Source organism: Stenotrophomonas aracearum (assembly GCF_031834615.1).
GTDB lineage: Bacteria > Pseudomonadota > Gammaproteobacteria > Xanthomonadales > Xanthomonadaceae > Stenotrophomonas > Stenotrophomonas aracearum.
Genome location: NZ_CP115543.1, coordinates 2,361,400 through 2,386,538, shown reverse-complemented (window position 1 = coordinate 2,386,538; position 25,139 = coordinate 2,361,400). Strand labels below are relative to the sequence as shown.

The 25,139-nt window shown below is 68.6% G+C and carries 26 protein-coding genes; 8 read left to right on the top strand and 18 right to left on the bottom strand.

Features of this window, described 5'->3' with window-relative positions; all coding sequences use genetic code 11:
- Positions 1-178: 178 nt before the first annotated feature.
- Positions 179-2,071: a CocE/NonD family hydrolase gene (locus PDM28_RS10850; protein ID WP_311181984.1), complete on the top strand. Its 1,893-nt coding sequence runs from the start codon at positions 179-181 to the stop codon at positions 2,069-2,071.
- A 42-nt stretch (positions 2,072-2,113) separates the two neighbouring features.
- Here the strand turns inward: PDM28_RS10850 and PDM28_RS10845 are convergent, their stop codons facing one another.
- On the bottom strand, positions 2,114-3,223 hold the full coding sequence (locus PDM28_RS10845) for an alkene reductase (RefSeq protein ID WP_311181983.1): 1,110 nt from the start codon (positions 3,221-3,223) through the stop codon (positions 2,114-2,116).
- 161 nt (positions 3,224-3,384) lie between these two features.
- Here PDM28_RS10845 and PDM28_RS10840 point away from each other — a divergent pair, with 161 nt between their 5' ends.
- The 4 genes from PDM28_RS10840 to lldD all read left to right on the top strand — a co-directional run bounded on the left by PDM28_RS10840 (position 3,385) and on the right by lldD (position 6,342).
- Positions 3,385-4,143, top strand: a complete 759-nt coding sequence (locus PDM28_RS10840; protein WP_311181982.1) for an SDR family NAD(P)-dependent oxidoreductase — start codon at positions 3,385-3,387, stop codon at positions 4,141-4,143.
- 110 nt (positions 4,144-4,253) lie between these two features.
- The gene (locus PDM28_RS10835) at positions 4,254-4,706 is read left to right on the top strand and encodes an MgtC/SapB family protein (RefSeq protein WP_102944847.1); all 453 of its coding nucleotides are present in this window, start codon (positions 4,254-4,256) and stop codon (positions 4,704-4,706) included.
- A gap of 5 nt (positions 4,707-4,711) precedes the next feature.
- Positions 4,712-5,146 (top strand): VOC family protein, encoded by a 435-nt coding sequence (locus tag PDM28_RS10830; protein WP_311181981.1) that lies wholly within the window; start codon positions 4,712-4,714, stop codon positions 5,144-5,146.
- A 47-nt stretch (positions 5,147-5,193) separates the two neighbouring features.
- A complete protein-coding gene (gene lldD, locus PDM28_RS10825; protein WP_311181980.1) occupies positions 5,194-6,342 on the top strand; it encodes an FMN-dependent L-lactate dehydrogenase LldD in 1,149 nt (382 codons plus the stop codon).
- On the opposite strand, the gene PDM28_RS10820 is transcribed toward lldD, so the two are convergent.
- Both PDM28_RS10820 and PDM28_RS10815 read right to left on the bottom strand, forming a co-directional pair.
- Complete coding sequence (locus tag PDM28_RS10820; protein WP_311181979.1) at positions 6,329-6,631, bottom strand: hypothetical protein; 303 nt, start codon at positions 6,629-6,631, stop codon at positions 6,329-6,331. The two genes, lldD and PDM28_RS10820, sit on opposite strands and share 14 nt — an antisense overlap.
- 54 nt (positions 6,632-6,685) lie before the next feature.
- Positions 6,686-7,393, bottom strand: coding sequence for a M949_RS01915 family surface polysaccharide biosynthesis protein (locus PDM28_RS10815; protein WP_311181978.1), 708 nt, complete (start codon positions 7,391-7,393; stop codon positions 6,686-6,688).
- 234 nt (positions 7,394-7,627) lie between these two features.
- On the opposite strand from PDM28_RS10815, the gene PDM28_RS10810 reads away from it, so the two are divergent.
- The gene (locus PDM28_RS10810; protein WP_311181977.1) at positions 7,628-8,392 is read left to right on the top strand and encodes a SapC family protein; all 765 of its coding nucleotides are present in this window, start codon (positions 7,628-7,630) and stop codon (positions 8,390-8,392) included.
- A gap of 49 nt (positions 8,393-8,441) precedes the next feature.
- Here the strand turns inward: PDM28_RS10810 and PDM28_RS10805 are convergent, their stop codons facing one another.
- The 13 genes from PDM28_RS10805 to PDM28_RS10745 all read right to left on the bottom strand — a co-directional run bounded on the left by PDM28_RS10805 (position 8,442) and on the right by PDM28_RS10745 (position 20,116).
- Positions 8,442-8,777, bottom strand: a complete 336-nt coding sequence (locus tag PDM28_RS10805; RefSeq protein ID WP_311181976.1) for a putative quinol monooxygenase — start codon at positions 8,775-8,777, stop codon at positions 8,442-8,444.
- A 45-nt stretch (positions 8,778-8,822) separates the two neighbouring features.
- Positions 8,823-10,964, bottom strand: a complete 2,142-nt coding sequence (locus PDM28_RS10800) for a TadG family pilus assembly protein (protein WP_311181975.1) — start codon at positions 10,962-10,964, stop codon at positions 8,823-8,825.
- 4 nt (positions 10,965-10,968) lie between these two features.
- Complete coding sequence (locus tag PDM28_RS10795; protein WP_311181974.1) at positions 10,969-11,325, bottom strand: DUF3613 domain-containing protein; 357 nt, start codon at positions 11,323-11,325, stop codon at positions 10,969-10,971.
- Positions 11,322-12,068 carry a tetratricopeptide repeat protein gene (locus tag PDM28_RS10790; protein WP_311181973.1) on the bottom strand — a complete coding sequence of 249 codons (747 nt, stop codon included), beginning with the start codon at positions 12,066-12,068 and terminating at the stop codon, positions 11,322-11,324. The genes PDM28_RS10795 and PDM28_RS10790 overlap by 4 nt, the downstream gene beginning before the upstream one ends.
- A 2-nt stretch (positions 12,069-12,070) precedes the next feature.
- Positions 12,071-13,015: a type II secretion system F family protein gene (locus PDM28_RS10785; RefSeq protein WP_311181972.1), complete on the bottom strand. Its 945-nt coding sequence runs from the start codon at positions 13,013-13,015 to the stop codon at positions 12,071-12,073.
- On the bottom strand, positions 13,012-13,953 hold the full coding sequence (locus tag PDM28_RS10780; RefSeq protein ID WP_311181971.1) for a type II secretion system F family protein: 942 nt from the start codon (positions 13,951-13,953) through the stop codon (positions 13,012-13,014). Before PDM28_RS10780 ends, PDM28_RS10785 begins: the two co-directional genes overlap by 4 nt.
- A gap of 2 nt (positions 13,954-13,955) precedes the next feature.
- Positions 13,956-15,311 (bottom strand): TadA family conjugal transfer-associated ATPase, encoded by a 1,356-nt coding sequence (locus PDM28_RS10775; protein ID WP_311181970.1) that lies wholly within the window; start codon positions 15,309-15,311, stop codon positions 13,956-13,958.
- Positions 15,296-16,576, bottom strand: a complete 1,281-nt coding sequence (locus tag PDM28_RS10770) for a CpaE/TadZ family protein (RefSeq protein ID WP_311181969.1) — start codon at positions 16,574-16,576, stop codon at positions 15,296-15,298. Before PDM28_RS10770 ends, PDM28_RS10775 begins: the two co-directional genes overlap by 16 nt.
- Positions 16,577-16,592: 16 nt before the next feature.
- A complete protein-coding gene (locus tag PDM28_RS10765) occupies positions 16,593-17,909 on the bottom strand; it encodes a type II and III secretion system protein family protein (RefSeq protein ID WP_311181968.1) in 1,317 nt (438 codons plus the stop codon).
- Positions 17,910-17,913: 4 nt separating this feature from the next.
- The gene (cpaB, locus tag PDM28_RS10760) at positions 17,914-18,798 is read right to left on the bottom strand and encodes a Flp pilus assembly protein CpaB (RefSeq protein ID WP_311181967.1); all 885 of its coding nucleotides are present in this window, start codon (positions 18,796-18,798) and stop codon (positions 17,914-17,916) included.
- A gap of 31 nt (positions 18,799-18,829) precedes the next feature.
- A complete protein-coding gene (locus PDM28_RS10755) occupies positions 18,830-19,297 on the bottom strand; it encodes a pilus assembly protein (RefSeq protein WP_311181966.1) in 468 nt (155 codons plus the stop codon).
- A complete protein-coding gene (locus tag PDM28_RS10750; protein ID WP_311181965.1) occupies positions 19,294-19,833 on the bottom strand; it encodes a prepilin peptidase in 540 nt (179 codons plus the stop codon). Before PDM28_RS10750 ends, PDM28_RS10755 begins: the two co-directional genes overlap by 4 nt.
- 76 nt (positions 19,834-19,909) lie before the next feature.
- Positions 19,910-20,116 (bottom strand): Flp family type IVb pilin, encoded by a 207-nt coding sequence (locus PDM28_RS10745; protein ID WP_070208264.1) that lies wholly within the window; start codon positions 20,114-20,116, stop codon positions 19,910-19,912.
- A 695-nt stretch (positions 20,117-20,811) separates the two neighbouring features.
- Here PDM28_RS10745 and PDM28_RS10740 point away from each other — a divergent pair.
- Both PDM28_RS10740 and PDM28_RS10735 read left to right on the top strand, forming a co-directional pair.
- Complete coding sequence (locus PDM28_RS10740; protein ID WP_311181964.1) at positions 20,812-21,801, top strand: helix-turn-helix domain-containing protein; 990 nt, start codon at positions 20,812-20,814, stop codon at positions 21,799-21,801.
- A gap of 160 nt (positions 21,802-21,961) precedes the next feature.
- Complete coding sequence (locus PDM28_RS10735) at positions 21,962-22,360, top strand: ESPR domain-containing protein (protein WP_311181963.1); 399 nt, start codon at positions 21,962-21,964, stop codon at positions 22,358-22,360.
- Between the two features lie 218 nt (positions 22,361-22,578).
- Here PDM28_RS10735 and PDM28_RS10730 read toward each other — a convergent pair whose 3' ends face one another.
- On the bottom strand, positions 22,579-23,442 hold the full coding sequence (locus PDM28_RS10730) for an acid phosphatase (protein WP_311181962.1): 864 nt from the start codon (positions 23,440-23,442) through the stop codon (positions 22,579-22,581).
- A gap of 44 nt (positions 23,443-23,486) precedes the next feature.
- On the bottom strand, positions 23,487-25,031 hold the full coding sequence (locus tag PDM28_RS10725) for a sensor histidine kinase (protein WP_311181961.1): 1,545 nt from the start codon (positions 25,029-25,031) through the stop codon (positions 23,487-23,489).
- Positions 25,032-25,139 lie beyond the last annotated feature (108 nt).

Sequence of the window (25,139 nt, the reverse complement as noted above, 5' to 3'; positions counted from 1 at the left end):
CCGGCAGCAATGACGCGTTCGTCCGATGAACGCGTCGCCACGCGCCCGCGCAGTGAACGACCGACGTGGCGTTTTGCAGGATCTGTTCGTTCGCGGCCAACCTACGACACATAGGCGCCGCGGGCGAACAGCGCTAGGCTGGGAAGGTTGGTTGCCATCACCCTTCCCGGAGAGAGCCATGCGTGTTCGTGTCGTGCCTGTGCTGTTGAGCCTGATGATTGCCGCCAGCGTGTCGGCGCAGACCGCGCCGATGACGCCGGACATTCCAGCCAAGGGGTTCGTGACCCCGACCGCGGGCTTCGACTACGACAAGCGCGAGGTCATGGTGCCGATGCGCGATGGCACCAAGCTGTATACGGTGATCGTGGTGCCCAAGGGTGCCCACAATGCGCCGATGCTGCTTACCCGCACCCCGTACGACGCCGCCAATCGCGCCAAGCGCATGGATTCGCCGCACATGCGCGATATCCTGCCGCAGGGCGACGAGGTGTTTGTCGATGCCGGCTACATCCGCGTGTTCCAGGACATTCGCGGCAAGCACGGCTCCGAAGGCGATTACGTGATGACCCGGCCGCTGCGCGGTCCGCTCAATGGCACCAAGGTCGACCACGCCACCGATGCGTGGGACACCATCGACTGGCTGGTCAAGCATGTGCCGGAAAGCAACGGCAAGGTCGGCATGCTCGGCTCGTCGTATGAAGGCTTCACCGTGGTGATGGCGCTGACCGACCCGCATCCCGCGCTGAAGGTGGCCGCGCCGCAGAGCCCGATGATCGATGGCTGGATGGGCGACGACTGGCTCAACTACGGTGCCTTCCGCCAGGTCAACTTCGGCTACTTCACCGGCCAGCTGGCCAAGCGTGGCAAGGGTCCGTCCATTCCCAGCGTCGGCTACGACGACTACACCACCTTCCTGCGTGCCGGGTCGGCCGGCGACTATGCCAAGGCCAATGGCATCGACCAGCTGCCGTGGTGGCACAAGCTGGTGGAACACCCCTCCTACGACGCGTTCTGGCAGGAACAGGCGCTGGACAAGCGCATGGCCAGCACCCCGTTGAAGGTGCCGACCATGTGGCTGCAGGGCCTGTGGGACCAGGAAGACATGTGGGGCGCAGTGCACAGCTATGCGGCGATGGAACCGCGCGACACTGACAATACCCTCAATTACCTGGTGATGGGCCCGTGGCGGCACAGCCAGGTGAACTATGACGGCGCAAACCTGGGCGCACTCAAGTTCGACGGCGACACCGCGCTGCAGTTCCGCCGCGACGTGCTCAAGCCGTTCTTCGACCAGTACCTGGTCGATGGCGCGGCCAAGGCCGACACGCCGCCGGTGCTGATCTACAACACCGGCGAAAACCACTGGGACCGCCTGCAGCAGTGGCCGCGTACCGCCGCGCAGACCAAGCCGCTGTACCTGCGCGCCGGCGGCAAGCTCTCGTTCGAGGCGCCGCAGGCGGGCGAGGCGACCTATGACGCGTACGTGTCCGATCCGGCCAAGCCGGTGCCGTTCGTGCCGCGCCCGGTGCGCTTCGCCGACCGCGACATGTGGACCACCTGGCTGGTCAAGGACCAGCGCTTCGTCGATGGTCGCCCCGACGTGCTCACCTTCGTCAGCGAGCCGCTGACCGAACCGCTGCGCATCGGCGGCGCGCCGCAGGTGAACCTGCAGGCGGCGACCAGTGGCAGCGACAGCGACTGGGTGGTGAAGCTGATCGACGTGTATCCGGACCAGGTGCCGTCCACGCCGGAAATGGGCGGGTATGAGCTGGCGGTGTCGATGGCGATTTTCCGCGGGCGCTATCGCGAGAGCTTCAGCGAGCCGAAGGCGATTGCCTCGAACCAGGTGCTGGATTACAAATTCGGCCTGCCTACCGCCAACCATGTATTCCAGCCCGGCCACCGGGTGATGGTGCAGGTGCAGTCGACGCTGTTCCCGCTGTACGACCGCAACCCGCAGACCTTCGTGCCCAACATCTACCTGGCCAAGCCGGGCGATTACCAGAAGGCGACCCAGCAGGTGTGGCACGCACCGCAGCAGGCGAGTTTCATTTCGTTGCCGGTGTATTGATCGAAACGACGGTGCCGGGCCGCGTGCCCGGCACCGTGTGCATCATTCCGCGACGTTGGAGCCCGACATGCTCGGGTAATCCGTATACCCCTCGGCACCACCGCCATACAGGGTGTCAGGATTGAAATCCGACAACGGAACGTCATTGCGCAGGCGCTCCACCAGGTCCGGGTTGGCGATGAAGGCCCGGCCGAAGGCGATCATGTCGGCATAGCCGCTGGCAATCGCCGCCTCGGCGCTGGCCTTGTCGTAACCGTTGTTGGCGATCCACGACCCACGGAACTTCGCCCGCAGCGCGGCGTAGTCGAACGGGATGTTGTCGCGTGGACCGCCGGTGGCGCCTTCGATGACATGGATGAAGGCCAACTCGCCAATCGCATCCAGGCGCTCCACCGCGCGTTCGAACAACGGCTGCGGGTTGGAATCGTACGCGTCGCTGGCCGGGGTGGTCGGCGACAGGCGTACGCCGGTGCGCTCCGCGCCGATCTCCGCGACCACCGTACGCACCACTTCCTCCAGCAGACGCGTGCGGTTCTCGATGCTGCCACCGTATTCGTCGGTACGATGGTTGCTGCCATCGCGCAGGAACTGGTCGATCAGGTAGCCGTTGGCGGCATGCACCTCGACCCCGTCGAAGCCGGCAGTGAGCGCATTGCGCGCGGCTTGGCGGTAGTCCTGGACCACCCCGGGAATTTCCTCCAGGCGCAGGGCGCGCGGCGCGGACACGTCTTCGAAGCCGTTCGCGGTGAAGGTCTTGGCATTGGCACGGATCGCGCTGGGCGCCACCGGGACTTCGCCTTCCGGCAGCAGGCTGGTGTGCGAAACGCGGCCCACATGCCAGAGCTGCAGCACGATGCGGCCGCCCTCGGCGTGCACCGCGTCGGTCACCTTGCGCCACGCGTCGATCTGCGCCTGCCTGTAGATGCCGGGCGTATCCAGGTAGCCCTGGCCCAGCGGGCTGATCTGGGTCGCTTCGGCAATGATCAGCCCGGCGCTGGCGCGTTGCTGGTAGTACTGGATCGCCAGCGGATTCGGCACGCGGCCTTCGATGGCGCGGTTGCGGGTCAGCGGGGCCATCGCGATACGGTTGGCGACCTCGATCGCGCCAAGCCGGGTGGGAGTGAACAACGTTCCGTCAGTGGACTCTGTCATGAAAGTGCCTTGGGGGATGGGAAATCGTGCAGGGGTACGACACCCAGCATAGGGGCGCGTGCGTTGCAGCGATGGGAAGCATTGTTGCGGGGCCTCCCGTGCACGTTGTGTAACGTTTTGCAGGCGTAAGGTGGGATCGAATCCAGGCAGAGGCAAGCGCAATGATCGATTATCAGCTGAAGGGCAAGGTCGCCATCGTTACCGGCGGCGTCTCCGGCATCGGCTTGGCCGTGGCCGAAGTGTTCGCCGACTCCGGCGCGGCGGTGGCGGTGTGGGACCTGAAGGACGACGCGGTGCAGAAGACCGCCGAGGCGATCCGCGGCAAGGGCGTGAAGGCCATCGGCATCGCGTTGGACGTCACCGACGAAGCCGCCGTGGAAGCGGCGGTGCAGCGCACCGTGCAGGAACTGGGTGGGCTTGATATTGCAGTCAACAACGCCGGCATCGGCGGGCCCTCCGCGCTCAGCGGCGATTACCCGATCGACGGCTGGAAGCGGGTGATCGACGTCAACCTCAACAGCGTGTTCCTGTGCCAGCGTGCCCAGATCCAGGCGCTGCGCAAGGCCGGCAAGGGCGGCAGCATCGTCAACATGGCCTCCATCCTGGGCCAGGTCGGCTTCGCCAACTCGGCCGCCTACGTGGCGGCCAAGCACGGGGTGGTGGGGCTGACCCAGACCGCCGCGTGGGAGCACGCCAGCGACAGGATCCGCGTCAACGCGGTGGGCCCCGGCTTCATCGCCACGCCGTTGCTGGACAAGATGGATCCGGCCGTCAAGAAGGCGCTGGAGGCCAAGCACGCGCTGGGACGGCTGGGCAAGGCCGAGGAAGTTGCCGCGCTGGTGGCCTGGCTGGCCAGTGACGATGCGTCGTTCGCCACGGGTACGTATTACGCCATCGACGGCGGCTACCTGGCGCAGTAATGCGGCGCAGCAGGGGCGGATGCACCGCTCCTGCACGTCGCGCTCACATCCCATTTCACGGAATTCCCACGACGATCAGGCAACGCTCCACCCATCGCCACTGGAACCTGATGGGAATGGAACAAGATCTATCGATCCTGCTGCGCATTGGCGCTGCCATGCTGTTCGGCGGCGTGCTCGGCATCGAGCGCGAAATGGGCAAGCATGCGGCGGGGTTGCGCACGCACATGCTGATCGCCGGCGCGGCCGCGTTGATCGTTGGCCTGGGCGACAGCATTGCCGAGCATTTCCAGCAGGAGCGCTATCGCGACCTGCTGCAGGTCGACCCGGTGCGTCTGATCGAGGCGGTGGTGGCGTGCGTGGGGTTCGTGGCCGCAGGAACGATCCTGCGCGGCAGCCGCGAGGACGAGGTCAGCGGGCTGACCACGGCCAGTTCGCTGATCATGGCCGCGGCCATCGGCATCGCGGTGGGGATCGGGGAGTACGTCATCGCCATCGGCGTGAGCGTGCTGTGTGTGATCGTGCTGACGGTGTTCCGCCGTCTGGCCAAGAAGCTGGAGTAGTCGTCATGGGCAGCGAGCGACCGTTCGAGATCCAACGTATCGACCACGTGGTGCTGCGGGTGCAGGACCTGCAGCGTGCGCTGGCCTTCTACTGCGATGTACTGGGCTGCACCGTGGCGCGCGAGCGCCCGACCTTGGGAATGATCCACCTGCATGCGGGCAGTTCGATGATCGACCTGATCAGCGTGGACGGCGCGCTGGGCAGCCGCGGTGGCCCGGCCGCCGGGGCACAGGGCCGCAACCTGGAGCACCTGTGCCTGCGGATCGAGCCGTTCGACGAAGAGGCGCTGCGCACGCACCTGCAGGAACATGGCGTCGCGGTGGACGGGCAGGTACGCAGCAACCTGGGCGCGGAGGGAGACGGCCTGTCGCTGTACCTGCGCGACCCGGATGGCAACGCCGTCGAACTGAAGGGACCGACCAGCCCCTGCTGCGGCTGACTTTGGTCTAATGGGCGGCCTGCATTCGCATCCGCCATGGTTGGACCATGATCATCTCCGCTTCCACCGATTACCGCGCTGCCGCGCAGCGCCGGCTGCCGCTGTTCCTGTTCCACTATGCCGACGGCGGCGCCTACGCCGAGCACACCCTGCGCCGCAATGTCGACGACCTGGCCGATATCGCCCTGCGCCAGCGGGTGCTGCGCGACATGGGAGCGCTGAGCTTGGAGGCCGAGTTGCTGGGCGAGCGCATGGCGATGCCGGTAGCGCTGGGGCCGGTGGGGCTGACCGGCATGTTCGCGCGGCGCGGCGAGGTGCAGGCCGCACGCGCGGCGGCCAGCCGCGGCATTCCGTTCACGCTGTCGACGGTGTCGGTCTGCCCGATCGAGGAAGTGGCGCCGGTCATCGGCCGGCCCATTTGGTTCCAGCTGTACGTGCTGAAGGACCGGGGCTTCATGCGCAATGCGCTGGAGCGGGCCAAGGCGGCCGGCGTGACCACGCTGGTGTTTACGGTGGACATGCCGGTGCCCGGCGCGCGCTACCGCGATGCGCACTCGGGCATGAGCGGGCCGAACGCGGCGATGCGGCGCATGCTGCAGGCGGTGACCCACCCGCGCTGGGCGTGGGACGTGGGCCTGCGCGGGCGGCCGCATGACCTGGGCAATGTTTCAGCGTATCGCGGCAGCCCGACCGGGCTGGCGGATTACATCGGTTGGCTGGGCAGCAATTTCGATCCGTCGATCTCGTGGAAGGACCTGGAGTGGATCCGCGAGTTCTGGAGCGGGCCGATGGTGATCAAGGGCATCCTGGACCCGGACGATGCGCGCGACGCGGTGCGGTTCGGCGCCGACGGCATCGTGGTCTCCAATCATGGTGGGCGGCAGCTGGATGGCGTGCTCTCCACCGCACGCGCATTGCCGGCGATCGCCGCAGCGGTCAAGGGTGAGGTGGAGATCCTGGCCGATTCGGGCATCCGCACCGGGCTGGACGTGGTGCGGATGCTCGCGCTGGGCGCCGACGGCGTGCTGCTGGGGCGCGCGTTCGTTTACGCGCTGGCCACGCATGGCGAGGCCGGCGTGGCCAACCTGCTGGACCTTATCGCGAAGGAAATGCGGGTGGCGATGACGTTGACCGGCGCGCGGACGTTGGCCGATATCAGCGAGGATTCGTTGGTGCCGTCCGTCATTCGCACTTGACCGCGGTAATCACGTTGTTCCTGTCGATGAACACGCGCAGGCGGTCGTCGCGGGTGGCGCTGGCGGTGATGGTGGCCGGGCCGATCGGGTCGATCAGGCCGGCGCCGCTCTGCTTGAGCAGGGCACGCATGTTGGCTTCGTCGGCCGGCTTGCCGATGGCCCAGGCCAGCGGTTCGGCATGGCACTGGCCGCTGCCGGTGATGTGCGGGCCCGGCGCGGTGGCGCAGGCTGACAGGGACAAGGTGGCCATTGCCACCAGCGTAATCAGACTGCGCGAACGAAGTGCCATGGGTCGCTCCTGCGGGGGCCAGCGCTGACCATACCACCGCCGCACGGCACGCGCTCAGTGCGCCTGGCGGGCGTGCGTGGTCGAGGTATCGCCCAGCGCGGACCACACCTTCTCCAGGTGCTGCACGAACACCGGCGGTGCCGAAGCCAGGCTGGGGCTTTGGTGGCGTTCGCCGTCGAACCGCGCCTGGCCGGCGGCGTCCAGCCGGGTTTCGCCTTCGATGCCGTAGCCGGTGCTGCCGTCGATCAGGCTCACGTGCAACTGGTGCGGGCCGCTCCCGTTGCCGCAGAACGTATGGCTGGCCAGGGTGATCTCGGCCTGGCCGTCGTCGTCCAGGTCGGTGGCGCCCACGTGCTGCAGCAGCCAGGCCGCCTCCAGCACCGGAGCGGCACAGGGCTGGCGGATCTGGCGTTGCCACTGCTTGGTCCACCCCTTGCGGGGCCCTGACCGGACGTACAGCCGCGCGGTCAGGATCGCCACGTCGAGCGAACCGCTACCGGCCGGGTCGTCGATCACCGCCGCGCTGCGCTCCAGCACTAGCACCCCTTCGCCATGCAGATCGCGGTAGTGCACGCGGCGCAGCGCATCGTCGTTGCCGGGCATGGGGTCGGCCGCCACATCCTGTGCGGAGAGCAGGGTCAGGCCGGGCAGCTGCGCGGAAGGCGCGGCGTCGTCACAGGCGGCGAGGGCAGCGCAGACCGTGCCCAGCAGGGCAGGGCGGAGCAGGCCGATCAGGCCGGGGGAAGGGAGGCGGGCGTTCATGGGAGATCTGCTGCGGAACGGAGGCGATCATGTCCCGTGACCTCCGCGATGACCATGCAGGCCGTCGCTATCAGCCCCGTTTCCCGGATTTGCTGCAATGCAGCGAAAAACGTAGGACTCCGCTGAACCGGGGGCGCAGCAGGCAATCGTCAAACAGCCACGCTATAGTGACCGATCAATGCGGTGCCCGCTTTCGCGCCCGGGCTGTCTGGCGCGTCGTATCCGATCACATTCATGACTGCTGAAACGACTACTCCGCCGACCGATTCCACCCAGGCTTCCGGCCCGCTGTTCTACCGCCAGCCGCTGCCGCTGCAGTCGGACAAGCACGCCAACTGGCGCCTGCGCCCGGGTTCGCTTGCCTTCGCCGCCGACACCAACGCCATTCCGGCGGTGATCGGCGAATTCGGCATGGCCGCCCAGCACTTCCCCATCCTGTTCACCGGCAAGGACGCCGCGCCGATCGTGGCGGTGGGCCTGGCCCGCAACAACCTGTTCGTCAATGACGGCCGCTGGGCCGACAACACCTACGCGCCGGCCTACCTGCGCCGTTACCCGTTCGTGTTCATGCAGTCCGAGGAAGACGGCAACTTCCTGCTGGCGCTGGACGCCGATTCGGAGCAGGTCAACCAGGGCGAGAACGAAGAAGGCGAACCGCTGTTCGTCGACGGCAAGGCGACCGAGCTGGTCGACAACGCCATGAAGTTCTGCGCCGACTTCACCCGCGAACACGAGCAGACCCGTCAGTTCAGCGCCGCGCTGCTGGCCCAGGACCTGCTGGTGGACCGCAGCATCGACGTGACCCTGAACAACGGCGAGAAGATGTCGGTCAACGGCTTCCACGTCGTCGACGTCGAGAAGTTCGCCAAGCTGCCCGACGACATCATCGTCGCCTGGCACCGCAACGGCTGGCTGGCGTCGATCCACCACCACCTGAGCTCGCTGGCGCGCTTCAACGCGCTGGTGCAGCGCCAGAGCGAGCAGGTCCAGGCGGCCTGATCGCAACGACGGTGCAGCATGAAAACGGCGACCCTTGGGTCGCCGTTTTTCATTGTTCCTGTTGCGCTTCCCAGCTCTGGATCAATTCCAGCACCTGCGGCTCGCGCGGCTTCTGCAGCAGCCCCGGCAGCAGCGCGTCGTAGGCGGCGCGGTAGTCGGTGGACTGGTGGGCGAGGAAATCCTGCACCGAGTCTTCGTCCCAGCGCTCGTACAGGGTGAACAACGTGGGGTCGTTGGCATCGCGGTGCAGGTCGCAGGAGATGAAAGCCGGCTCCTCGGCCATGCGGTCGATCAGCGCGTGGACGGCGTCCAGCCAGTCCTGCACCCGTTCGGGTTTGACCTGGAGGCGGACGTAGAAGGTCAGGGGCACATCGGTGGCAGTCATGGGACGCGTCCGGCAGGAGGGATGCGCCCATTGTAGCCAGCCCGGTCAATACACCAGCTGTGCGGGGTTGCAGGCGGTGGCCTGCAGGTGCACGTCGGTGCGGCCCAGTTCCAGTCCGAGCACGTTGGCCAGGGTGGTGGTGAGAAGGGTGCCGACGCCGTTGAGCAGGGGCTTGAGCACGCCTTCCAGCACCGGGCGGAGCAGGGTGCACAGCAGGCCCGTGCACGCCACCGCATTGGTGCCGGGGTCGGTCACGCTTCCTGCGCCCTGGTAGGCGTCCAGCACGCCGGCCGGTGCAGTCTGCAGGTAGGACGCGAGGTTGGCCTTGAGGCAGGCGTTGTAGGCCAACAGCGCGCTGACCAGGCCGCTGCAGCGGTTGACCACGAGTCCCCCTAGCAGGGTCCCTAGCAGGCCATCGATCAAGCCCAAACCTTGGCCGGTCACTGTGGCGCGATAGCCGTCCCACGCCGAGCCGTCGTCGAAGCAGGTCAGCAGGCCCAGTCCGCAGGCCCGGGGAACACCTTTGGGCACGATCCAGTCGCCGAACGCGGGGATGCCCTGCGCCGGGCTGCCGTTGCGCAGCAGGGAGATGGTGCGGTCCACGTCGTACAGGCCGTTGCCGGGGTTGGAGGCCTTGAGGAACTGCTCGGCCAGCTGGTTGGCGGTGTCGCCGGTGTTCATGCCCTTGCTGGCCGGGTTCAGCATGCCGCCCAGCACGCGCAGCAGCTGCTGCACCAGCTCGTTGACCGCGCTGCCCAGCTGCGCGCCGTTGATCGAGGTTGATTTCGTTTCGCCGGCGGCCAGGGTCAGCTGCTCGGAATGGGTGAGCGCGTTGAGCTGGATGCGGTCGTTGACCAGCGGCGCGCCGAGCAGGGTCAGCAGCTGCTCGTTCTGCAGGCTCTCTTCGCACACGTTGCGGATAGAGAAGCGGGCGCTGTCGGCGACCTTGCCGACGCAGGCGCGCAGTACCGACGCATCGACCTGGACGGTGGCGGTGGCCGGCTGCACACTGCACTGCAACGCGGTCAGCGTGCCCATCGCATTGGTGACGTCGGCGTGGATCGGCAGGTGCAGCCGGATGCCCAGTGCGCCGAGGACCTTGCCGACGCCAAGTGGCAGGGTGTTGGTGTCGATGTCGAGGTAGACGCGCACCTGGGCGTTGTAGGCGCGGGCGCCGACGCCGCCGATGGCGATGGAGGGTGGTTCGATCACCGCCGCCTGCGCCTGCACGCCGAGGATGTCGAGGTTCTGGACCTCGACCGCGCGCCCGCGGCAGGCGATGCTGATGCTGGTGGTCAGCACATCGAGCGCGCTGACCTGGGCCTGCAGCGCGGCGGTGGCGGCGCCGTCGGGGGCGACGATGCGGGCGAACAGGCCGCTGCCGGCGGCATCGCTGCCGAGCTGCACGGCCAGCCGGTCGAGGTCGAGCTTGGTGGCCAGCGCGTCGTGCAGCGCATCCAGGTCGGCGTTGGCCACGCCGCTCTGCGCCAGCACCTGTGCGGTGGCGGTCAGCAGCCGGCCGAGCGAGACCTTGTGCGCGGCCAGAAGCGCGTTGAAATCGGCCACGCTGATGTCGGCGTCGACCTCGATCCCCAGCGCCTGCAGCAGGCCGCCCGGCGTGACCTTTGCCTGGGCCAGGCCGTCGTAGCCGAGCAGGGTGGTCTGGTCCAGGTCCACCCCGACCAGACGCAGCACGCTGCCCAGCGGGGTATTGCCGTTGACCCGCAGCAGTTGCGCGCCGACGCTGAACACCGCCAGCGGCGGCGCGCGGGTGGCCACCGCCTGCGCACGCACGCTGGGCAGGCGGGTGGTGCCGCCGAAGAACGGCAGCACCGCGCGTTCGGCCACGACCTTGACCGCATTGGGTACCGTGCTGGCGTCATGCAGGAAATGGTCTTCGCTGGCATGGCTGGCGTTCCAACTGCCGCACTGCACGGTGAGGGTGCCGGGGAAGCGATTGGCTTCCAGTGCGTTGCGGCGTGCGGCAGTGTTGTCGGCGCGGTCGGCGGTACACAGGTCGAGCCGCTGCGCCCCGGCCAGTGCCGAGAGATCGGCGATTTTCTGCACATCGCGCTTGGCCCAGTACAGGTAACCGATCTCGATCAGGCCGAGCATGCCGAGCAGGCCCAGCAGCACGAACATCATGGTCACCGACATCCCGCCGCGCGCATGGTTCGGGGCGCGCATGGGCCTACTTCCCGGTGGTCGCTGCGCCACCGGCGGCATCCGGGCGCAGGCTGGGGGCGAGGTAGGCGGGAATGGGATGGGTGAAGCTGTCGATGTAGCGCTTGTAGCTGGCCGAGGCCTGGTCGCCCAGGATGGGAAGCGGCGTGCCGGCGCGTTCGCCGCTGGCCTGCAGGCGAAGCAGCGCTCGAGTGGCGTCGCCTATCTGGGCGGCGCGGGGATCCGGCGGCGTCGGTGATGCGACCACCGGCGCAGGAGTGACCCCGGCAGCCGGCCGCGACTCGGCGGACAGGGCGGAGGTGGTGCCCAGCGCGACAAAGACCAGCACTACGCCCGCAAAGCGGGCAGTGGCGGAAACGTTCATGGCGTGCTCCCGGAGGCAAGGTGGGCATCAGCGAGACGTTCGGGGGAGGAGGACGCGGCGGCAGGTGGCCCCAGCTCAACAGCCAGCCGCAGCACTTCCTGCCGGGTCGCCTCGGGGAAGCCGGCGCTGTGCAGGATGCGTTCGGCCAGCGCAGTTTCGTTGCTCAACAGCGCCCACAACGCCATGTTGGCGTTGGCCTGGATTTTGTCCGGCGCCAATTCGGCGGCCCTGGCCAGCGGCTCGCGTGCCTGTTCGCGCTGCCCCGCACGCAGCCGCGCGAAGCCCAGGTCGCCGAGGTAATCGGTGTTGAGTGGCTCCAACGCCACCGCGCGCGCGAGGCACTGTTCGGCCTGCGCGGGATCGCCTTCGTGCACCGCGATCAGGCCCAGTCCATGCCATGCGGCTGCCGCCTGTGGGCCGTTGGCGAGCGCGACATACAGGCTGCGCGCGGCCGGCAGCTGCCCGGTGGCGCGCAGTGCGTCGGCCTGCAGCAGGCGCAGGGCAGGGCTGTCGCCATGGCGCTGGCGATAGGCATCCACATGGGCCAGCGAGGCGTAGTACGCGCCCTGCTGCTGCATCTGCGCGATCAGGGCCAGGTACAGGCGTTTGTCGTCCTGTGCGGGCTTTGCCGGCGTGGCGAGGCTGACCGGGTCGGGACGGTACGCAGGGCGGGTGGAATGGCAAGCCGTGCCCAGCGCGGCGACGGCCAGCAACACAGAGAAATGGAGGGTACGGGTCGACATGCTCAGGTTCCCAGTCGGGTCATGGCATCGGCCAGCGCGATGATCGCCGGGCCGGACAACACCAGCATCAATGCCGGCAGCAGGGTCAGCATCATCACTACGGTCATCTTCACCGAGAGCTTGCCGACCTTCTCCTTGAGCGTGGCGCGGCGCTGTTCTCGCAGGCGCACGCTGAACTGGCGCAGCGGTTCCTGCACCGCGCCGCCGTGTTCGTGCACCTGCAGGATGAGCTGCACCAGGCTGCGCAGGTCTTCGTCGTTGAACGCGTCGGCGAGCCGGCGCAGCGACTGCTGGCGGCTGCGGCCGTGCATGTAGGCGACGTTGGCCTGCTGGATTTCGCGACCGAGCACGGGGATCGCGGTGCGCAGCTTGTCGCCCAACGTCTGCAGGCTCTGGTCCATGCTGAAGCCCACGCCCTGCAGCAGGCGCAGCAGGTCGATCATCAGCGGCAGTTCGGCATTCACCCGCTGCCGCAACCGGTTGGCCAAGCTGCGCAGCGCCAGCTTGGGCAGCAGCACGCCGAAGGCGAGCGCGGCCAGCGGTACGAGCACGCGCTGCACGCCGTGGGCGTCGAACAGCAGGCCGGCCAGCACCAGGCACAGGACGGCAAGCAACAGGCGCAAGCCGAGGAACACCGCTGTGCCGGTGCGGGTATTCCAGCCGGCCTGATCCAGCAGCAGGCGGTCTTCCGGGGCGAGCAGCGCCGCTTCGACGCGGCCGCCGTTGAAACGCTCGCCCACTGCGGCGAGCCAGCCCAGGCTGCGGCTGCCGGAGTCGATCGCGGTCGCCGGCGCGGCGGCACCTTCCTCGCGCGAGCGCAACGCGCTCTGCAATGTCGCGGCGGTGCGTTGCCGGCGACCATTCAACAGCAGCGCGGCCACGCCCAGCAGGGCAAGCCCGGCGGCAAGGACCAGCAGCGCGGCGAACCACAGGGCGCTCTCTTTCATAGCGAGCGTGCCAGCCGATACAGCAGGAACCCGCCGATCAGTTCCAGCACGAGCGCACCGCCGAGAATGCGGTGCCCGAGCGGTGCGTGCAGTACCGGCTGGAAGAAGTCCGGGCTGGCGATCGCCATCAGCAGGCCGCACAGCGGCGGCAGCAACCCCAGCACCCAGGCCGACATGCGCGTTTCCGAGGTGGTGGCCATCAGTTCCTGCTGGGCCTGTTCCAGGTCGCGCATGAAGTCGCTCATGCGCTGCAGGATCTGGTCGGAGCGGCCGCCGATGCGCAGGCTCACGCCCAGCACCACGGCCAGCACCTCCAACACCTCGAGCCGGTACGGGCGTGCGGCCTGCGAGAGGGCACGGTCCAGGTCGAGTCCACTGCGGGTAGCGGAGAGGGTGTCATCCAGCAGTGCGCGCAGCGGCGCGGGCACCTGCTGGCTGGCGGTCTGGAAGGCCATCTGCAGGCTGTTGCCCAGCGCGGTCAGGCGCACCAGGTTGTCGAGAAAGTCCGGCAGCTGGCGCAGCAGCCGGCGCTTGACCCCGAGGATGCGGCGCGAGATCCACACGCCCAGCAGCAGCGCCAGCAGCCCCAGCGTGATCGGCCACAGCCAGGCCGTGCCGATCCGGCTGGCGGCCATCGCGGCCAGCAGCAGGCCCCCGGCCAGCCACAGCACCGGCAGGCGCCAGCCAGGGCGCAGCCCTGCACGTTGCAGCAGGTCGTCCCATGGCAGCGAAGGTGCCTGCGGCAGCGGCGCCGACGCGGTGGCGCCGCGCGGCGGCAACCCGGCCAGGGTCGGCACCGCCGGCCCCACTGCCAGCCGCTGCTCGGCATGCAGCAGCGAGGCGCGTTGGCGGGCGCGGCGGTCGGCCAGCAGCCACAGCTCCATCGCCACGGCCACCAGCACCAGCATCGCACTGCACAACAGCAGCACGGTCACCATGTTCAGAAACTCCCGTCCAGTGCTTCACGCAGTTGCCGACGGAATGGTTCGAGCTTGTGCGAATGCGGCTGGAAGCCGAGCCCGATCCAGCGGTCGCGTTCGCTGCCGTCGGTGTCGTACTGCACTTCGTGGCGGAACATCTCCTGGGTGCTGATCAGGTTGTCGCTGACCCCGGTGATTTCCGTGATCGAGATCAGCACGCGGCGACCGCTGCCCAGCCGCGAGATCTGCACGATGAAGTCGATGGCACTGGCGATCTGCCGGCGCAGGCTGTCCTCGCTGCCCTGGAAACCGGCGAAGCCGGCCAGCATCTCGATACGGTACAGGCAGTCGCGCGGCGAGTTGGCGTGGATGGTCGCCATCGAGCCGTCATGCCCGGTGTTCATCGCCTGCAGCATCTCCAGCACTTCCGCGCCACGCACTTCGCCGACCACGATCCGGTCCGGGCGCATGCGCAGGCTGTTGCGCAGCAGGTCGCGGATGCTGATCGCACCCTGGCCGTCGGAGCCGCCGATGCGGCTCTCCAGGCGCACCACGTGCGGGTGGTTGAGCGAAAGTTCGGCGGTGTCTTCGACGGTGATGACGCGCTCGCCGGCCGGCACGTAGCTGGCCAGCGCGTTGAGCAGCGAGGTCTTGCCCGAACTGGTGCCGCCGGAGACCAGGATGTTGCAGCGGCCCAGCACCATGGCGTGCAGCAGGGCCTGCATGGCGGCGTCGAAGGTACCCATGCGCAGCAGTTCATCGGGGGTGAACGGGTCCTTGCGGAACTTGCGGATCGACACCATCGGGCCGTCTACGGCCAACGGCGAGATGATGGCGTTGAGGCGTCCGCCGTTGGGCAGGCGCGCGTCCACCATCGGGTTGGACTCGTCCAGCCGGCGCCCGAGCGGGGCCAGGATGCGGCGCAGGATGCGCAGCAGGTGGCTGTCGTCGCTGAAACGCTGGCGTGCGCGCACCAGGCGGCCCCCCTGGGACACGTGGATGTCCTTGTAGCCGTTGATCAGGATGTCTTCGATGGCCGGGTCGTGCAGCAGGTCGTCGAGCGGGCCGAACCCGGTCAGCTCCTTGACCAGCGCGGCGGCCACGATCTCCATCTCGGCTTCGTTGACCGGAATGCGCCATTCCTGCACGAACAGCGCGGTCTGCGTGCGCACGTAGCGGCCGACGGTGTCCGGCGCCCACGCGTCGATGTCGATGCGCTCGTCTTCGATCCGGTTGAGCAGGTGCTCGTGCGCGGCGAGCAGCACCTTCTGGTACTCGTCGGACTGCGCGAACGGAACCTGCAGGTCGGCCACGGCAGCGGCGGCGAGCGCCACGCGCGCGGCAGAGGGAGCGAACGGGGTTACTTTGTCTTCCATTGGAGTCCACCCAGGGCAAGAGCGAGTTTTTCGCGCCAGCTGCGCGGCGCGGTCTGCGCGGCAGCGTGGTCCAGGTGCAGCAGCAGTGGCGCCAGGGCGCGCACGTACGGGTCGCGGGGGGCATCCTGCAGCAGCAGGTGGCCGTGGTTGGCGCTGCCGCGCAGGCGATGGCAGTCGGGCAGGGTGGCCAGCAGTGGCAGGCCGAAGCGGCCGGCGATCTGGGCCGGGACCAGGCCATCGTCTTCCTGGTAGCGGTTGATCAGCAGCTGCACGCGGTCGTCGCGCAGGCCCATCGCCTCGAGCTGCTTGAGTGCGAGGTCGAGCGAGACCAGCGTGCCGATGGCCTGGTCGGCGACCAGCCAGATCGCGTCGGCGCTGTTGAAAAGCGACCGCGGCACCTGGCGCAGCGCCAGGCCGCCGAGGTCGCACAGCACGGTGTCGAACACGGTGCGCAGGCGCTGTACCAGCACCGCGGGGTCGGGAATGGGGCCGCCGTCGCTGCCGGCCGCCTGCCCGAGCAGGGTGAGGCCGCCGCCGTGGCGCGCCATCGCGGTGCGCGCCAGCGTGCCGTCGATGAGGCTGGCATGGCGCAGCGCGTCTTCGACATGGAACTGGCTATCCAGGTTGAGGTACAGCGCGGTGTCGCCGGCCGGCTGGCCGAGGTCGAGCAGCAGCGTGGTGGCGGTGGGCAGCAGTTCGCCGGAGGTGTCGTCGGCGTCGCCGCTGCTGCACTGCTGCGCCAGCACGCCCAGGTGCGCGGCCAGGGTGCTGCAGCCGACGCCGGCGCGTACGCCCAGCAGCAGTACCAGCTGGGCCTGTGGGGCGGCCTGGACCGGCGCGCGCGGCGATGGCGCCGACAGCGCGGCGGCGCGGCGCAGCACGCTGTCGATATCGGCGGTGGTCGATTCGAGATCCAGGATGTCGCGCAGGCCGGTGCGGACCGCTGCGACGATGCCTTCGTCCTGGCCGGGCGCGGTCGAGCCGACCGCCACCAGTGGCAGGTCGGGCAGGGTGCGCTGCAGCGAGCGGGCCAGGTCGCCAGAGGCCGCTGCCGCGTCGCGCCGGAAGTCGAGCAGCACCACGCACGGGCCACTACGGCGGTGTACCTCGAGCGCGGCCGGGGGCAGCGCGCTGTCCTGCCAGTGCACGTGCAGGCCGACCGGCAGGCGCGCCTCGAGCACCAGCGCGAGCTCGCGGGCCGGTGCATACAGCACCAGGGTCAGCGGGGGAGGAGTCGGCTGCAGCAGTCGCAGGGAAGCGGTCATGGGCGTTGGCGTCCTGTCAGCGCGAGAAACCGGGCAGCGGGTCGGGCGAGACCGGACCGAGCAGCCATGTACCCCACACCGGCAGCTTCGGTTGCACCTCGCGCTCGCCGGGCAGCGGCAGCGCGGTGCCCTTGGCCAGCGGCTGCACCAGTCGCGGGGTGACGACGATCACCAGTTCCTTTTCCTCCTGTTTGTAGTTGAGGTTGCGGAAGAACGACCCGATCACCGGCAGGTCGCCGAGCAGCGGGATCTTGTCGACGCTGGAGCTCACCGCGTTGCTGACCAGTCCGCCGATCACGAAGGTCTCGCCGTCGCCCAGCTCCACCGTGGTGTCGGCGCGGCGGGTGGTGATTGAGGGAATCTGCACGCCGTTATAAGAAATGCCCGCCGTGTAGTTGAGGTCGCTGGCTTCCGGGGCGACCTTCAGCGCGATCCGGTCCGGGCCGAGCACGGTGGGGGTGACGGTGAGGCCGATGCCGAACGGCTTGAAGGTCACCGTGGTGGTACCCAGCCCCTGCGGCTCGAGGATCGGCAGTTCGCCACCGGCCAGGAAGCTGGCGCTCTGCCCGGACAGCGCCACCAGCGTCGGTTCGGCCAGGACGCGGGCCATGCCGTTGTTCTGCAGCAGGTCGATGTTGGCGGCCCAGCCATGCGTGAGCGAGCGGAACACCAGCCCGAACGCCGACGACAGCGGACTGGCGACCGGCTCGCTGCCGCCGTCGGCGTCCAGTATCGGCACGTTGCCACCGGGGCGCGCGACGCCGCAGGAGAAGCCGTTGTTGCGGTTGGCGAAACTCATGCCGATCTGGCGCAGCACGGTCTTGTTGAACTCCACCACCTTCACTTCGACCTGCACCACGCCGCCGGTGCCCACCATCGAGACGTCGGCCAGCTGGCCCTCGCGCCCGAGCGTGGCCTGCGCGGCCTTTCGGCTGTCCTCGTGCGCCAGTAGGCTGGGCGCGTTGCCCTGCAGCAGGCCCTGCTGCGCCTGCACGGTCAGCTGCAGGTCGTCCTGCGGGGGCAGCGCGCCCTGCAATGCGCCGCGCACTTCCACCTGCAGGCGCTGCGGTTCGCGTTGTCCGCGTTGCCACAGGAGCAGGGTGGTGCTGCCGGCCTGTTTGCCGACCAGCAGGGCCTGGCCCGGTTTCAGCATGACCACATCGGCCACGCCGGGGTCGGCGATGGCCATGCGTTCCAGGTCCGCAGGCAACGCCCACGGGTGCTGCTCGCGCAGCTGCAGGACCACGTCAGGGGTGGCCCGTGCCGGGGCGGGGGCGAGCACGCCCGCGAGCACTGTGGCGATGAGGCAGGGGGTGAGAAGGCGTCCGTGCATGGGGTCAGTGCGCTCCGGTGGTGGACGACACGTCGCCGCGGATGATCTCCACGCCGCGATCCACGCGCGATGTGGTGCGCTGGCGCGCGGGACGGGGCGCATGCGGTGGCGCGCGCGGCGTTGTTGCCTTGCCGGCAAGGGCGTCCGCGTCCAGGCCCGCGTAGGCATCGTTCTCCGGCGAGGCCAGCGCAAGCCGTTGCGCCGGGTCGAGGTCGCGACGCGCATCGAGCACGGCATCGGTGCGGGCGAACAGCGTGGCGTCGGGCAGGCCGGGGTCGGCCGGATTGCGCAGCGCCAGGAACAGCTTGCCCTGTTGCGCGCCGAGCAGCAGCCGGTTGGCGTCGGCCACCGGTACGGCGAGCACGGCGCTGCGCGCCGGTTGCGGGGTGCCACCATTGCCGCTGCTGCTGGAGGCGCTGCCCTGGATATCGGCGGCGCGGCTGTCGGTGGCTGCGGTCGGGGCGGTCGTGTCGGCTGCCTGCGCATGCGACACCGCATCCGCGGCGCCATAGCTGAGCACGCGCAGGCGCGAGAGCAGCAGGCGGGTCTGGGCCTGTCCCTCCTTGTCCATGCCCGGCGGTGCACGCAGGTTGAGGAACACGTCCACGTGGTCGCCGGGCAGGATCCGGTTGCCGGCGGCGACCAGTTCATCGACCGGGACCGCCAGGGCGCGTTCGCCGGGATTGAGCCGCTGTGCATAGCTCTGCACCGGCAAGGCGGCACTCGACGCCGCCGGCTCCGGTTCGGCCGTAACCGTTGCGCGGGGCGCCATTACGCTGGCGGCCGGCACCGGCGGCGGCGCGCGCCGGCCGACCGCAACGGCGGCCAGCGCCAGCAGCAGCGCCAGCGCGATCAGTACCACGGCGGTGATCCGGGTCAGTCTGAGCATGCAGGTGCCTCCTGGCAGGCGGGTGCGGTCATCACGGCATTCCCAGGTCGAGCTGGGCCACGGCGGTGCTGCGGATCGGGGTGTCGATCACCCAGCCATAGACACGGCCGGTGCCGGGCAGGAACGGGTGGGCGCGATAGTCGTAGCTGACCGAGACCTGCATGCATTGCGCACTGGGCAGGCCCGAGCAGGGTGCCGGCGGCGAGACCACGATGGGCGGCGCGCCGGCGGCGCTGCAGTCGGCGTCCTGCGCGGCGAAGCTGAGCAGCCATTGCATGGACCGTTTTGCAGCCTGGCAGGCTGCCGCCCGGCGTTCGGCCGCCGGCGCGTAGCGCAGCGAGGCGCGCGCGCCTTCGGCCGAGGCCAGCGACAGGGTCTGCTGCACCGCCATGATCATGACGCCGGTGTAGGTGAGCATCAGCAGCGGCACCAGGCCGAAGATCAGCATGAAGGCGAACTCCAGGGTCGCTGCGCCGCGTGCGTGGGCCGGCCGGGTCATGCGTTTTCTCCCTGCCACAGGACCAGCGACACGGTCGCCACCGCCAGGTAGGCGGCAAACGGAATACCGACGCGGCCCTGGCGTGCGGCCTGCATGCCGCGCGCGAGCGGATGCCGCTTCCAGTGTTGGCCGGCCCGGTCGCGCAGCAGCTGCAGTCGCAACGGCAGCGTGCCGCCGAACCTGCGCCCCAGCAGCAGGGCAACTGCGTGCGCGGCGGCCAGCAGGCTGCCCAGCAGCCACAGCGGCCACAACGCGCCCATGCCCAGCATCAGGCCGAGCACGGCGAAGTATTTGACGTCGCCCGCGCCCATCCAGCCGATGGCGTAGAACGGCAGCAGCGCGGCGAGCCCGAGCGCGGCGCCCGCCACGTGCGGCAGCAGCGGGAGCGGCGTGCCGGCCAGCCGGGTGCCGAGCAGCCACGCCAGTGCGGCCAGCGCAGTGGCGGCCAGCCAGGTATTGGGTACGCGTCGGGCATACAGATCGCTGATCGCGATGCGCACGCTCAGCAACAGCGCCAGCAGCGGCAACAGGGACATCCGGTACTCCCCCTTGCAGGACCGAACGAAGAGATCGAACCGGGCACCCGGCGCCACGGCCGGGTGCCGGTGAGGCTCAGGTTGACGGCGTGGCTGCGCCGGAACCGCCGATGGCGGAACTCACCAGGTCCTTGAGCTTGTCGAACAGCTCGGTGAACATCGCCGTGAGGCCCGCCTTGCCGGCCACGACCAGGACGCCGGCAACCACGGCGGCCAGCAATCCATACTCGAGCGCGGTGACGCCATCTTCTTCGGCGATGAAGGTGCGGATGGAACTGTGCATGACGATCTTCTCCCTGTTCCGGTCAGCCGAACGTTGCCTGCGTGGGGTGGCACGAACCGGTTCCACCGGTGGCCACGAATGAACCTGCGCGTCCCTGCGCAGGGGCGCGGCCATGACGGCCGCTGCCCGACGGAGCGATCCGCCGGGCCTCATGCGCTCAGCTTTGAATCCTGGGTGAGGTGACGCGCGCGGAGAAACACGCGCGCGTGGTCATGCGACGGAAGCAGGTGCACGGCGTTGCGGTCGGCAGGTCCATCGCAGTCCCCCTGTGGTCCAGCCCGGTATCCGCCAAGGATCCCCTCCGGCGCTGTTGCGGATAATCCTCCGTCGCGGCACCCGCGGCCGATGCACAAAATCGGCACGCAGGCCACAAAGTTTATCGATGGCATTTATATGCCGATTTTGTGCATTCGCCTCCGTCTGTAAATTCCTGTCGCCGGCCAGTCGGTTTACAGAATGTATGAAAATAGCGTGAAGTCAGAAAATTGACGCGACCTACACATGGTCGTGACGAAACTTGGACAGTGCGCCGCTGATTAAGTCCTGTAAATCCATGGCGTGCCGCCACCCGCGTCGAGACATACTGCCGCGAAAATTCGGGGGGATATCGCAGCAGTGCCTCGATAAAGAAGGAACGTGTTTCCGCTGCGGACACCGTGCGCAGCGGGTGCGATTCAACCAGGGGAGCCACTGTCATGGCCGATGGTGTAGTGGAGGGGATTGGAGAAACCGCGCTGCGCCCGTTCGACCTGGCGACGCTGGGTGGAATGCTGCGCGTCTGCGAGCTGGAGCTGGTGCTGCTGGACGGGAATGGTCCACGCGCATCGATCCAGTCGCAGGTGCATGACGAGTCGCTGTTCTGCAGTGCGACCTGCGGTTTCCAGTTTCGCGGGCGGTTCATGCTGCCGCAGGACTGGTGCCTGCTCGGCTACATCCATCAGACCGATCCAACACAGAGCTGGTGCCATGGCGTGCCGCTGTCGTCCGGGATGGCGTTGACCATCCTGCCGGAAGGCATAAGTGAATTCGCCTTCAGTGCGGGCACCCGGCTCAGCCTGCTGCTGACCCCGCTGCGCCGGATCGAACGCAAGCTGACGGAACTGAGCCTGCGCGGCAGCCTGCCTTCCGGCCAGGCCCTGTCGCTGTTCAACGCCGAGGCGGACGATGGCCCATCGGCGCTGGCGCAACGCTATGCGCAGTTGCCGGCGTGGTTGGGCCCCACCAGTGGGGGGCTCCCGACCGATGCCGTGGACCAGGTGCTGCACGCGCACGTGCAGGCGCTGCTCGCTACCGGCAACGCCGAACGGGCGGCGGGCACGCGTGCGCGGCGCGCACACTACCTGATCGCCCAGCGTGCCGAGAACTTCATGCGGCAGAACCTGCGGCGCTACATCTACATGCATGAGATCTGCGACGCCGCCGGCGTCAGCGAACGCGCGCTGCGCTATGCGTTCGAGGACCTGTTCGGCACGTCGCCCAACCGCTACCTGTCGATGCTGCGGCTGTGCGCGGCGTGCCGTGGACTTTCCATGGCCGACTCGACGCGTAAATCGGTGAAGGCGGTCGCCTTGAGTTGCGGGCTGTGGGATCTTTCGCGGTTCGCCGACAACTACCGGCGGGTCTTCGGTGAGCTGCCGCGCGACACCTTGATGCGTGCGCCGACCTCGCTGGGCAGTCCTGCCTGAGTGCACGTTTCCGGCACGCTGCCGGAAATGTCCATCGGCCTGCCGGTTTTCCACTGCGACTTGCCGGAACGCACATTCACCCTGCCGGAATACCGCGTCCGTGCGCGGATGGCGACGTTCTAATACTCCCAACGCAACGTCAGCGTCGGGGGCAGGGCAGATGGGCAGGATTTTCAGGCTGGTTTGGAACCATCGGCTCGATGCGCTGGTGGTGACCTCGGAAATCGCCACCGCGCGCGGCAGCCTCGCCGCCGGCCCGACCGTGCTGCATCTGAAAGTGCCGCTGTGGCTGCTGTCGCTGGGACTGGCCAGCGCACCCGGGGTGCCATTGCATGCGGTCGACACCGCCATGCAGCTCGACAAGGGGACGCGGATCCATGCCGCAGCGCCGGTGGACCGCGCCAAAGCCGTTGTCGCCGGCCTGGCGACACCGACGCGGCCGGCGCTGCCGTCGGGCCCGACCGGTGGGCTGGCCGGCTTCGGGCCCGACGTGGCCACATGCCTTTTCCCACACGCTTCCGATTCTGCTGCGATCCCGCGCGGAATCTGCACCGTTTGACCTGGCTCGCTGTCAACCGCGGGATGTCTCCCCCGTCATCGCTCAGGGGGCAGCGAGCCAGGCCATCCACATACGACTGCGTTGTGCCCGCTGGCACGACTCTCTCCCGTGCTGATCGGGACAACGGCTTGACCCGCCTCGTCGCCATGCGCGATGTCTCCCCCGTCATTGGGTAGGACGACGAGTCGGGTCATTGTTTTGCCTGTGTATCGGCATGATCACTCCACGCCGGGGATCTTCACCTTCAACGCCGCCGCCTCGGCAGTGCAGTCCTGCGGCTCCACGCCATTGCCGCGCAGTGCATTGATCTCGGCGCGGGCGGCGGCCATGTCGGCGTTGAACTGCGGGTTGGCGTGCAGCACCGCCACCGCGCCGGCGCCCACCGCGCGTCCCTGCAGCACATCGCTCTGCCAGTGCGCGTTGCAGATCAGGCGGTTCTCGCCAAAGGCGCGGCCGCGCGCCAGCACGGCGTCGGCCTGGGCTGGGCTGAGCTCGCTGAGCAGCAGTGCCCAGGCCCAGCCGATCGCGGTGTGTCCGGAGGGATAGGAGCCGTCCTTGCGCAGTGCCTCTTCGTCGGCCGGTGCGCAGGTTTTTTCCTTGTAGAACACGAACGGGCGGGTCCGCTGGTAGTGGTCCTTGGCGGCATAGGTGGCCAGGCCGGCGTCGACCATGCTCCGCTGCAGCAGCAGGTACAGGCGGGGGGTGTCCTGCGCGCTGACCGGCACCCCGAGCGCGCAGGAGAAGGTGCCGGCGACCTGCGGGAAGCTCAGGTCGGCGTCGCGGCTGGCCAGGGCATAGCGGGGGGTGTTCTTCAGCTTCTGCGAGGCACGGCTGACCGCCTGGTCGCGGGCGAAGCCAGGGCTGCCTTTGGCCGGGTACGGCGGCAGCAGGGCGAGGCTGTCGGGTAGGGACCGGCCGAGGTAGCCGGCGGGCACACCGGGGCGCAGCTCGGGGACCGGCGGCGGAGCGGGGGGCAATGCGGTTGGGAGGACCGCGGGGGCGGGTGGGTTGAGGGGGCCGGTGGCGCAGGCGGCGAGCAGGGCGGACACTGCGAGGGTGGTGAGCGTGCGGTTCAGGCGCATGTGGGGCTCCATGTTCTGCGAGGGTTGCCACGCAGGGCGTGGCACTACCGCCGGGGGGTCAACGTCCCTGTTGCGCGTTGTCGCGCAGCGGGAAACGAACCTCGATGCGCGCTCCGCCAAGCGGGCTGGTGTCTACGTGCAGCACGCCGCCGAGCAGCCTGGCACGTTCTTCCATGCTGATCAGGCCCAGCCCGGGCGCACGCCGCAGGTGGCCGGGGGGAATGCCGATGCCGTCGTCGTCCGCGCACGCAGACCAGCACGTCGGCCACGCGAGCGCGCGCGTGCTTGTCTACGTTGTTGACGGCTTCCTGCACGATCCGGAACAGGCTGAGCTCCTGTTCGTCGTTGAGCCGGGGCGCGTCTTCGATGCTGCAGCGCAGCCGCAATCGACCGCGGGCGTTGCGCTTGATGCAGAACGCGTCCAACGCGCTGGCCAGGCCGGTGAAGCGCAGGATGCTGGGGTGCAGCTCATGCGAAATGGCCCGGATGTCATTGGAGACCGACAGCAGCTGGTCCTGCAGTTCCACCACGCTGGGCCGTTCCTCCAGCGGAATGTGGTTGCGCAGCGTGCTGAGCCGGATCGAGATCGCGGCCAGCGACTGGTTGACGTCATCGTGCAGGTCGCGCGCGATGCGCGTGCGTTCTTCTTCCTGCACCACCAGCATGCGCCCGGTCACTTCGCCCAGGCGAGCGTAAGCGCGTTGCAGTTTGATCCGGCTGGACAGCTTCTGCTCGGAGAGTGCGCCCAGGAACAGCAGCGCGAAGCCGGTGCACAGGGTCCAGGCCTGGCCGGTGAGCAGGTTGCGGTCGACCGACCAGAAGCCGAACGGCCCCAGGCCTTCCACGCCGAGCTGCATGCCGAGCACTGCTATCGCCAGCATGGTGACCGAGGCGCCGGCAATGCCGAACACGATCAGCGCCCAGACCAGCAGGGGAATCGGCGCCAGGGTCAGCAGCGGGGTCATCACGCCGTCCTGCCAGTCCACCGTCCACAGCACCACCAGCAGGCCGAACAGCACCATGGCCAGCGCCATCGAATCCCAGCGCCAGCCGTGGCGGCGCTCCGGGGCGTCGATGATGCGGACCACGTTGACCAGCGCCGGCACCAGCACCAGGTAGCTCACCGCGCTGGTCAGGGCCAGTTCGCGCAGTGCAGCCGGACCGCTTGCGCCGCTGCGCCCGCCCTGGGCCAACGAATACCACCAGGCGCTGCACAGCGGCAGCAGCACGCAGGCCAGCAGCAGGAAGAAACTCAGGTCGCGATAATCTTCCAGCGCGGCGCGTTCGCCCCGCCAGCGCAGCAGCAGCCATGCCACCACACCCACCATGGCGAATTCGCCCAGGCTGGCCAGCAGGCGCGGCAACGAGGCCATCGGGACCAGCGGCAGGGAGAGCACGGTGCCGATGCAGGCGGCCAGCACGCAGGTCCGCCACTGGTTACGCGGGGTGACCAGCAGGAAGCCCAGCAGCAGTGGGCCGGGTATCCAGATCACGTGCAGGTGCAGCTGCTCGGGCAACAAGGTAGGCAACCACTGGCCCAGGATGCAGCCGACCAGCAAGGGCAGGGCAAGTGTTAAAAGTGTGCGCACGTCGAGTGCAGAATATGTGAAACGCGCTACCCGTCGTGTCCGGGAGCGACGTCGCGGCGTGTCCGGCGCTTCCACGCCGACCCGATTCACCTGGCTGCTGGCCTGCAC

What these genes read in the sequence shown, in the direction of transcription:
- PDM28_RS10850 (WP_311181984.1), top strand. Translation starts at nt 179, where the DNA reads ATGCGTGTTCGTGTCGTGCCTGTGCTGTTGAGCCTGATGATTGCCGCC.
- PDM28_RS10845 (WP_311181983.1), bottom strand. Translation starts at nt 3,223, where the DNA reads ATGACAGAGTCCACTGACGGAACGTTGTTCACTCCCACCCGGCTTGGC.
- PDM28_RS10840 (WP_311181982.1), top strand. Translation starts at nt 3,385, where the DNA reads ATGATCGATTATCAGCTGAAGGGCAAGGTCGCCATCGTTACCGGCGGC.
- PDM28_RS10835 (WP_102944847.1), top strand. Translation starts at nt 4,254, where the DNA reads ATGGGAATGGAACAAGATCTATCGATCCTGCTGCGCATTGGCGCTGCC.
- PDM28_RS10830 (WP_311181981.1), top strand. Translation starts at nt 4,712, where the DNA reads ATGGGCAGCGAGCGACCGTTCGAGATCCAACGTATCGACCACGTGGTG.
- lldD (WP_311181980.1), top strand. Translation starts at nt 5,194, where the DNA reads ATGATCATCTCCGCTTCCACCGATTACCGCGCTGCCGCGCAGCGCCGG.
- PDM28_RS10820 (WP_311181979.1), bottom strand. Translation starts at nt 6,631, where the DNA reads ATGGCACTTCGTTCGCGCAGTCTGATTACGCTGGTGGCAATGGCCACC.
- PDM28_RS10815 (WP_311181978.1), bottom strand. Translation starts at nt 7,393, where the DNA reads ATGAACGCCCGCCTCCCTTCCCCCGGCCTGATCGGCCTGCTCCGCCCT.
- PDM28_RS10810 (WP_311181977.1), top strand. Translation starts at nt 7,628, where the DNA reads ATGACTGCTGAAACGACTACTCCGCCGACCGATTCCACCCAGGCTTCC.
- PDM28_RS10805 (WP_311181976.1), bottom strand. Translation starts at nt 8,777, where the DNA reads ATGACTGCCACCGATGTGCCCCTGACCTTCTACGTCCGCCTCCAGGTC.
- PDM28_RS10800 (WP_311181975.1), bottom strand. Translation starts at nt 10,964, where the DNA reads ATGCGCGCCCCGAACCATGCGCGCGGCGGGATGTCGGTGACCATGATG.
- PDM28_RS10795 (WP_311181974.1), bottom strand. Translation starts at nt 11,325, where the DNA reads ATGAACGTTTCCGCCACTGCCCGCTTTGCGGGCGTAGTGCTGGTCTTT.
- PDM28_RS10790 (WP_311181973.1), bottom strand. Translation starts at nt 12,068, where the DNA reads ATGTCGACCCGTACCCTCCATTTCTCTGTGTTGCTGGCCGTCGCCGCG.
- PDM28_RS10785 (WP_311181972.1), bottom strand. Translation starts at nt 13,015, where the DNA reads ATGAAAGAGAGCGCCCTGTGGTTCGCCGCGCTGCTGGTCCTTGCCGCC.
- PDM28_RS10780 (WP_311181971.1), bottom strand. Translation starts at nt 13,953, where the DNA reads ATGGTGACCGTGCTGCTGTTGTGCAGTGCGATGCTGGTGCTGGTGGCC.
- PDM28_RS10775 (WP_311181970.1), bottom strand. Translation starts at nt 15,311, where the DNA reads ATGGAAGACAAAGTAACCCCGTTCGCTCCCTCTGCCGCGCGCGTGGCG.
- PDM28_RS10770 (WP_311181969.1), bottom strand. Translation starts at nt 16,576, where the DNA reads ATGACCGCTTCCCTGCGACTGCTGCAGCCGACTCCTCCCCCGCTGACC.
- PDM28_RS10765 (WP_311181968.1), bottom strand. Translation starts at nt 17,909, where the DNA reads ATGCACGGACGCCTTCTCACCCCCTGCCTCATCGCCACAGTGCTCGCG.
- cpaB (WP_311181967.1), bottom strand. Translation starts at nt 18,798, where the DNA reads ATGCTCAGACTGACCCGGATCACCGCCGTGGTACTGATCGCGCTGGCG.
- PDM28_RS10755 (WP_311181966.1), bottom strand. Translation starts at nt 19,297, where the DNA reads ATGACCCGGCCGGCCCACGCACGCGGCGCAGCGACCCTGGAGTTCGCC.
- PDM28_RS10750 (WP_311181965.1), bottom strand. Translation starts at nt 19,833, where the DNA reads ATGTCCCTGTTGCCGCTGCTGGCGCTGTTGCTGAGCGTGCGCATCGCG.
- PDM28_RS10745 (WP_070208264.1), bottom strand. Translation starts at nt 20,116, where the DNA reads ATGCACAGTTCCATCCGCACCTTCATCGCCGAAGAAGATGGCGTCACC.
- PDM28_RS10740 (WP_311181964.1), top strand. Translation starts at nt 20,812, where the DNA reads ATGGCCGATGGTGTAGTGGAGGGGATTGGAGAAACCGCGCTGCGCCCG.
- PDM28_RS10735 (WP_311181963.1), top strand. Translation starts at nt 21,962, where the DNA reads ATGGGCAGGATTTTCAGGCTGGTTTGGAACCATCGGCTCGATGCGCTG.
- PDM28_RS10730 (WP_311181962.1), bottom strand. Translation starts at nt 23,442, where the DNA reads ATGCGCCTGAACCGCACGCTCACCACCCTCGCAGTGTCCGCCCTGCTC.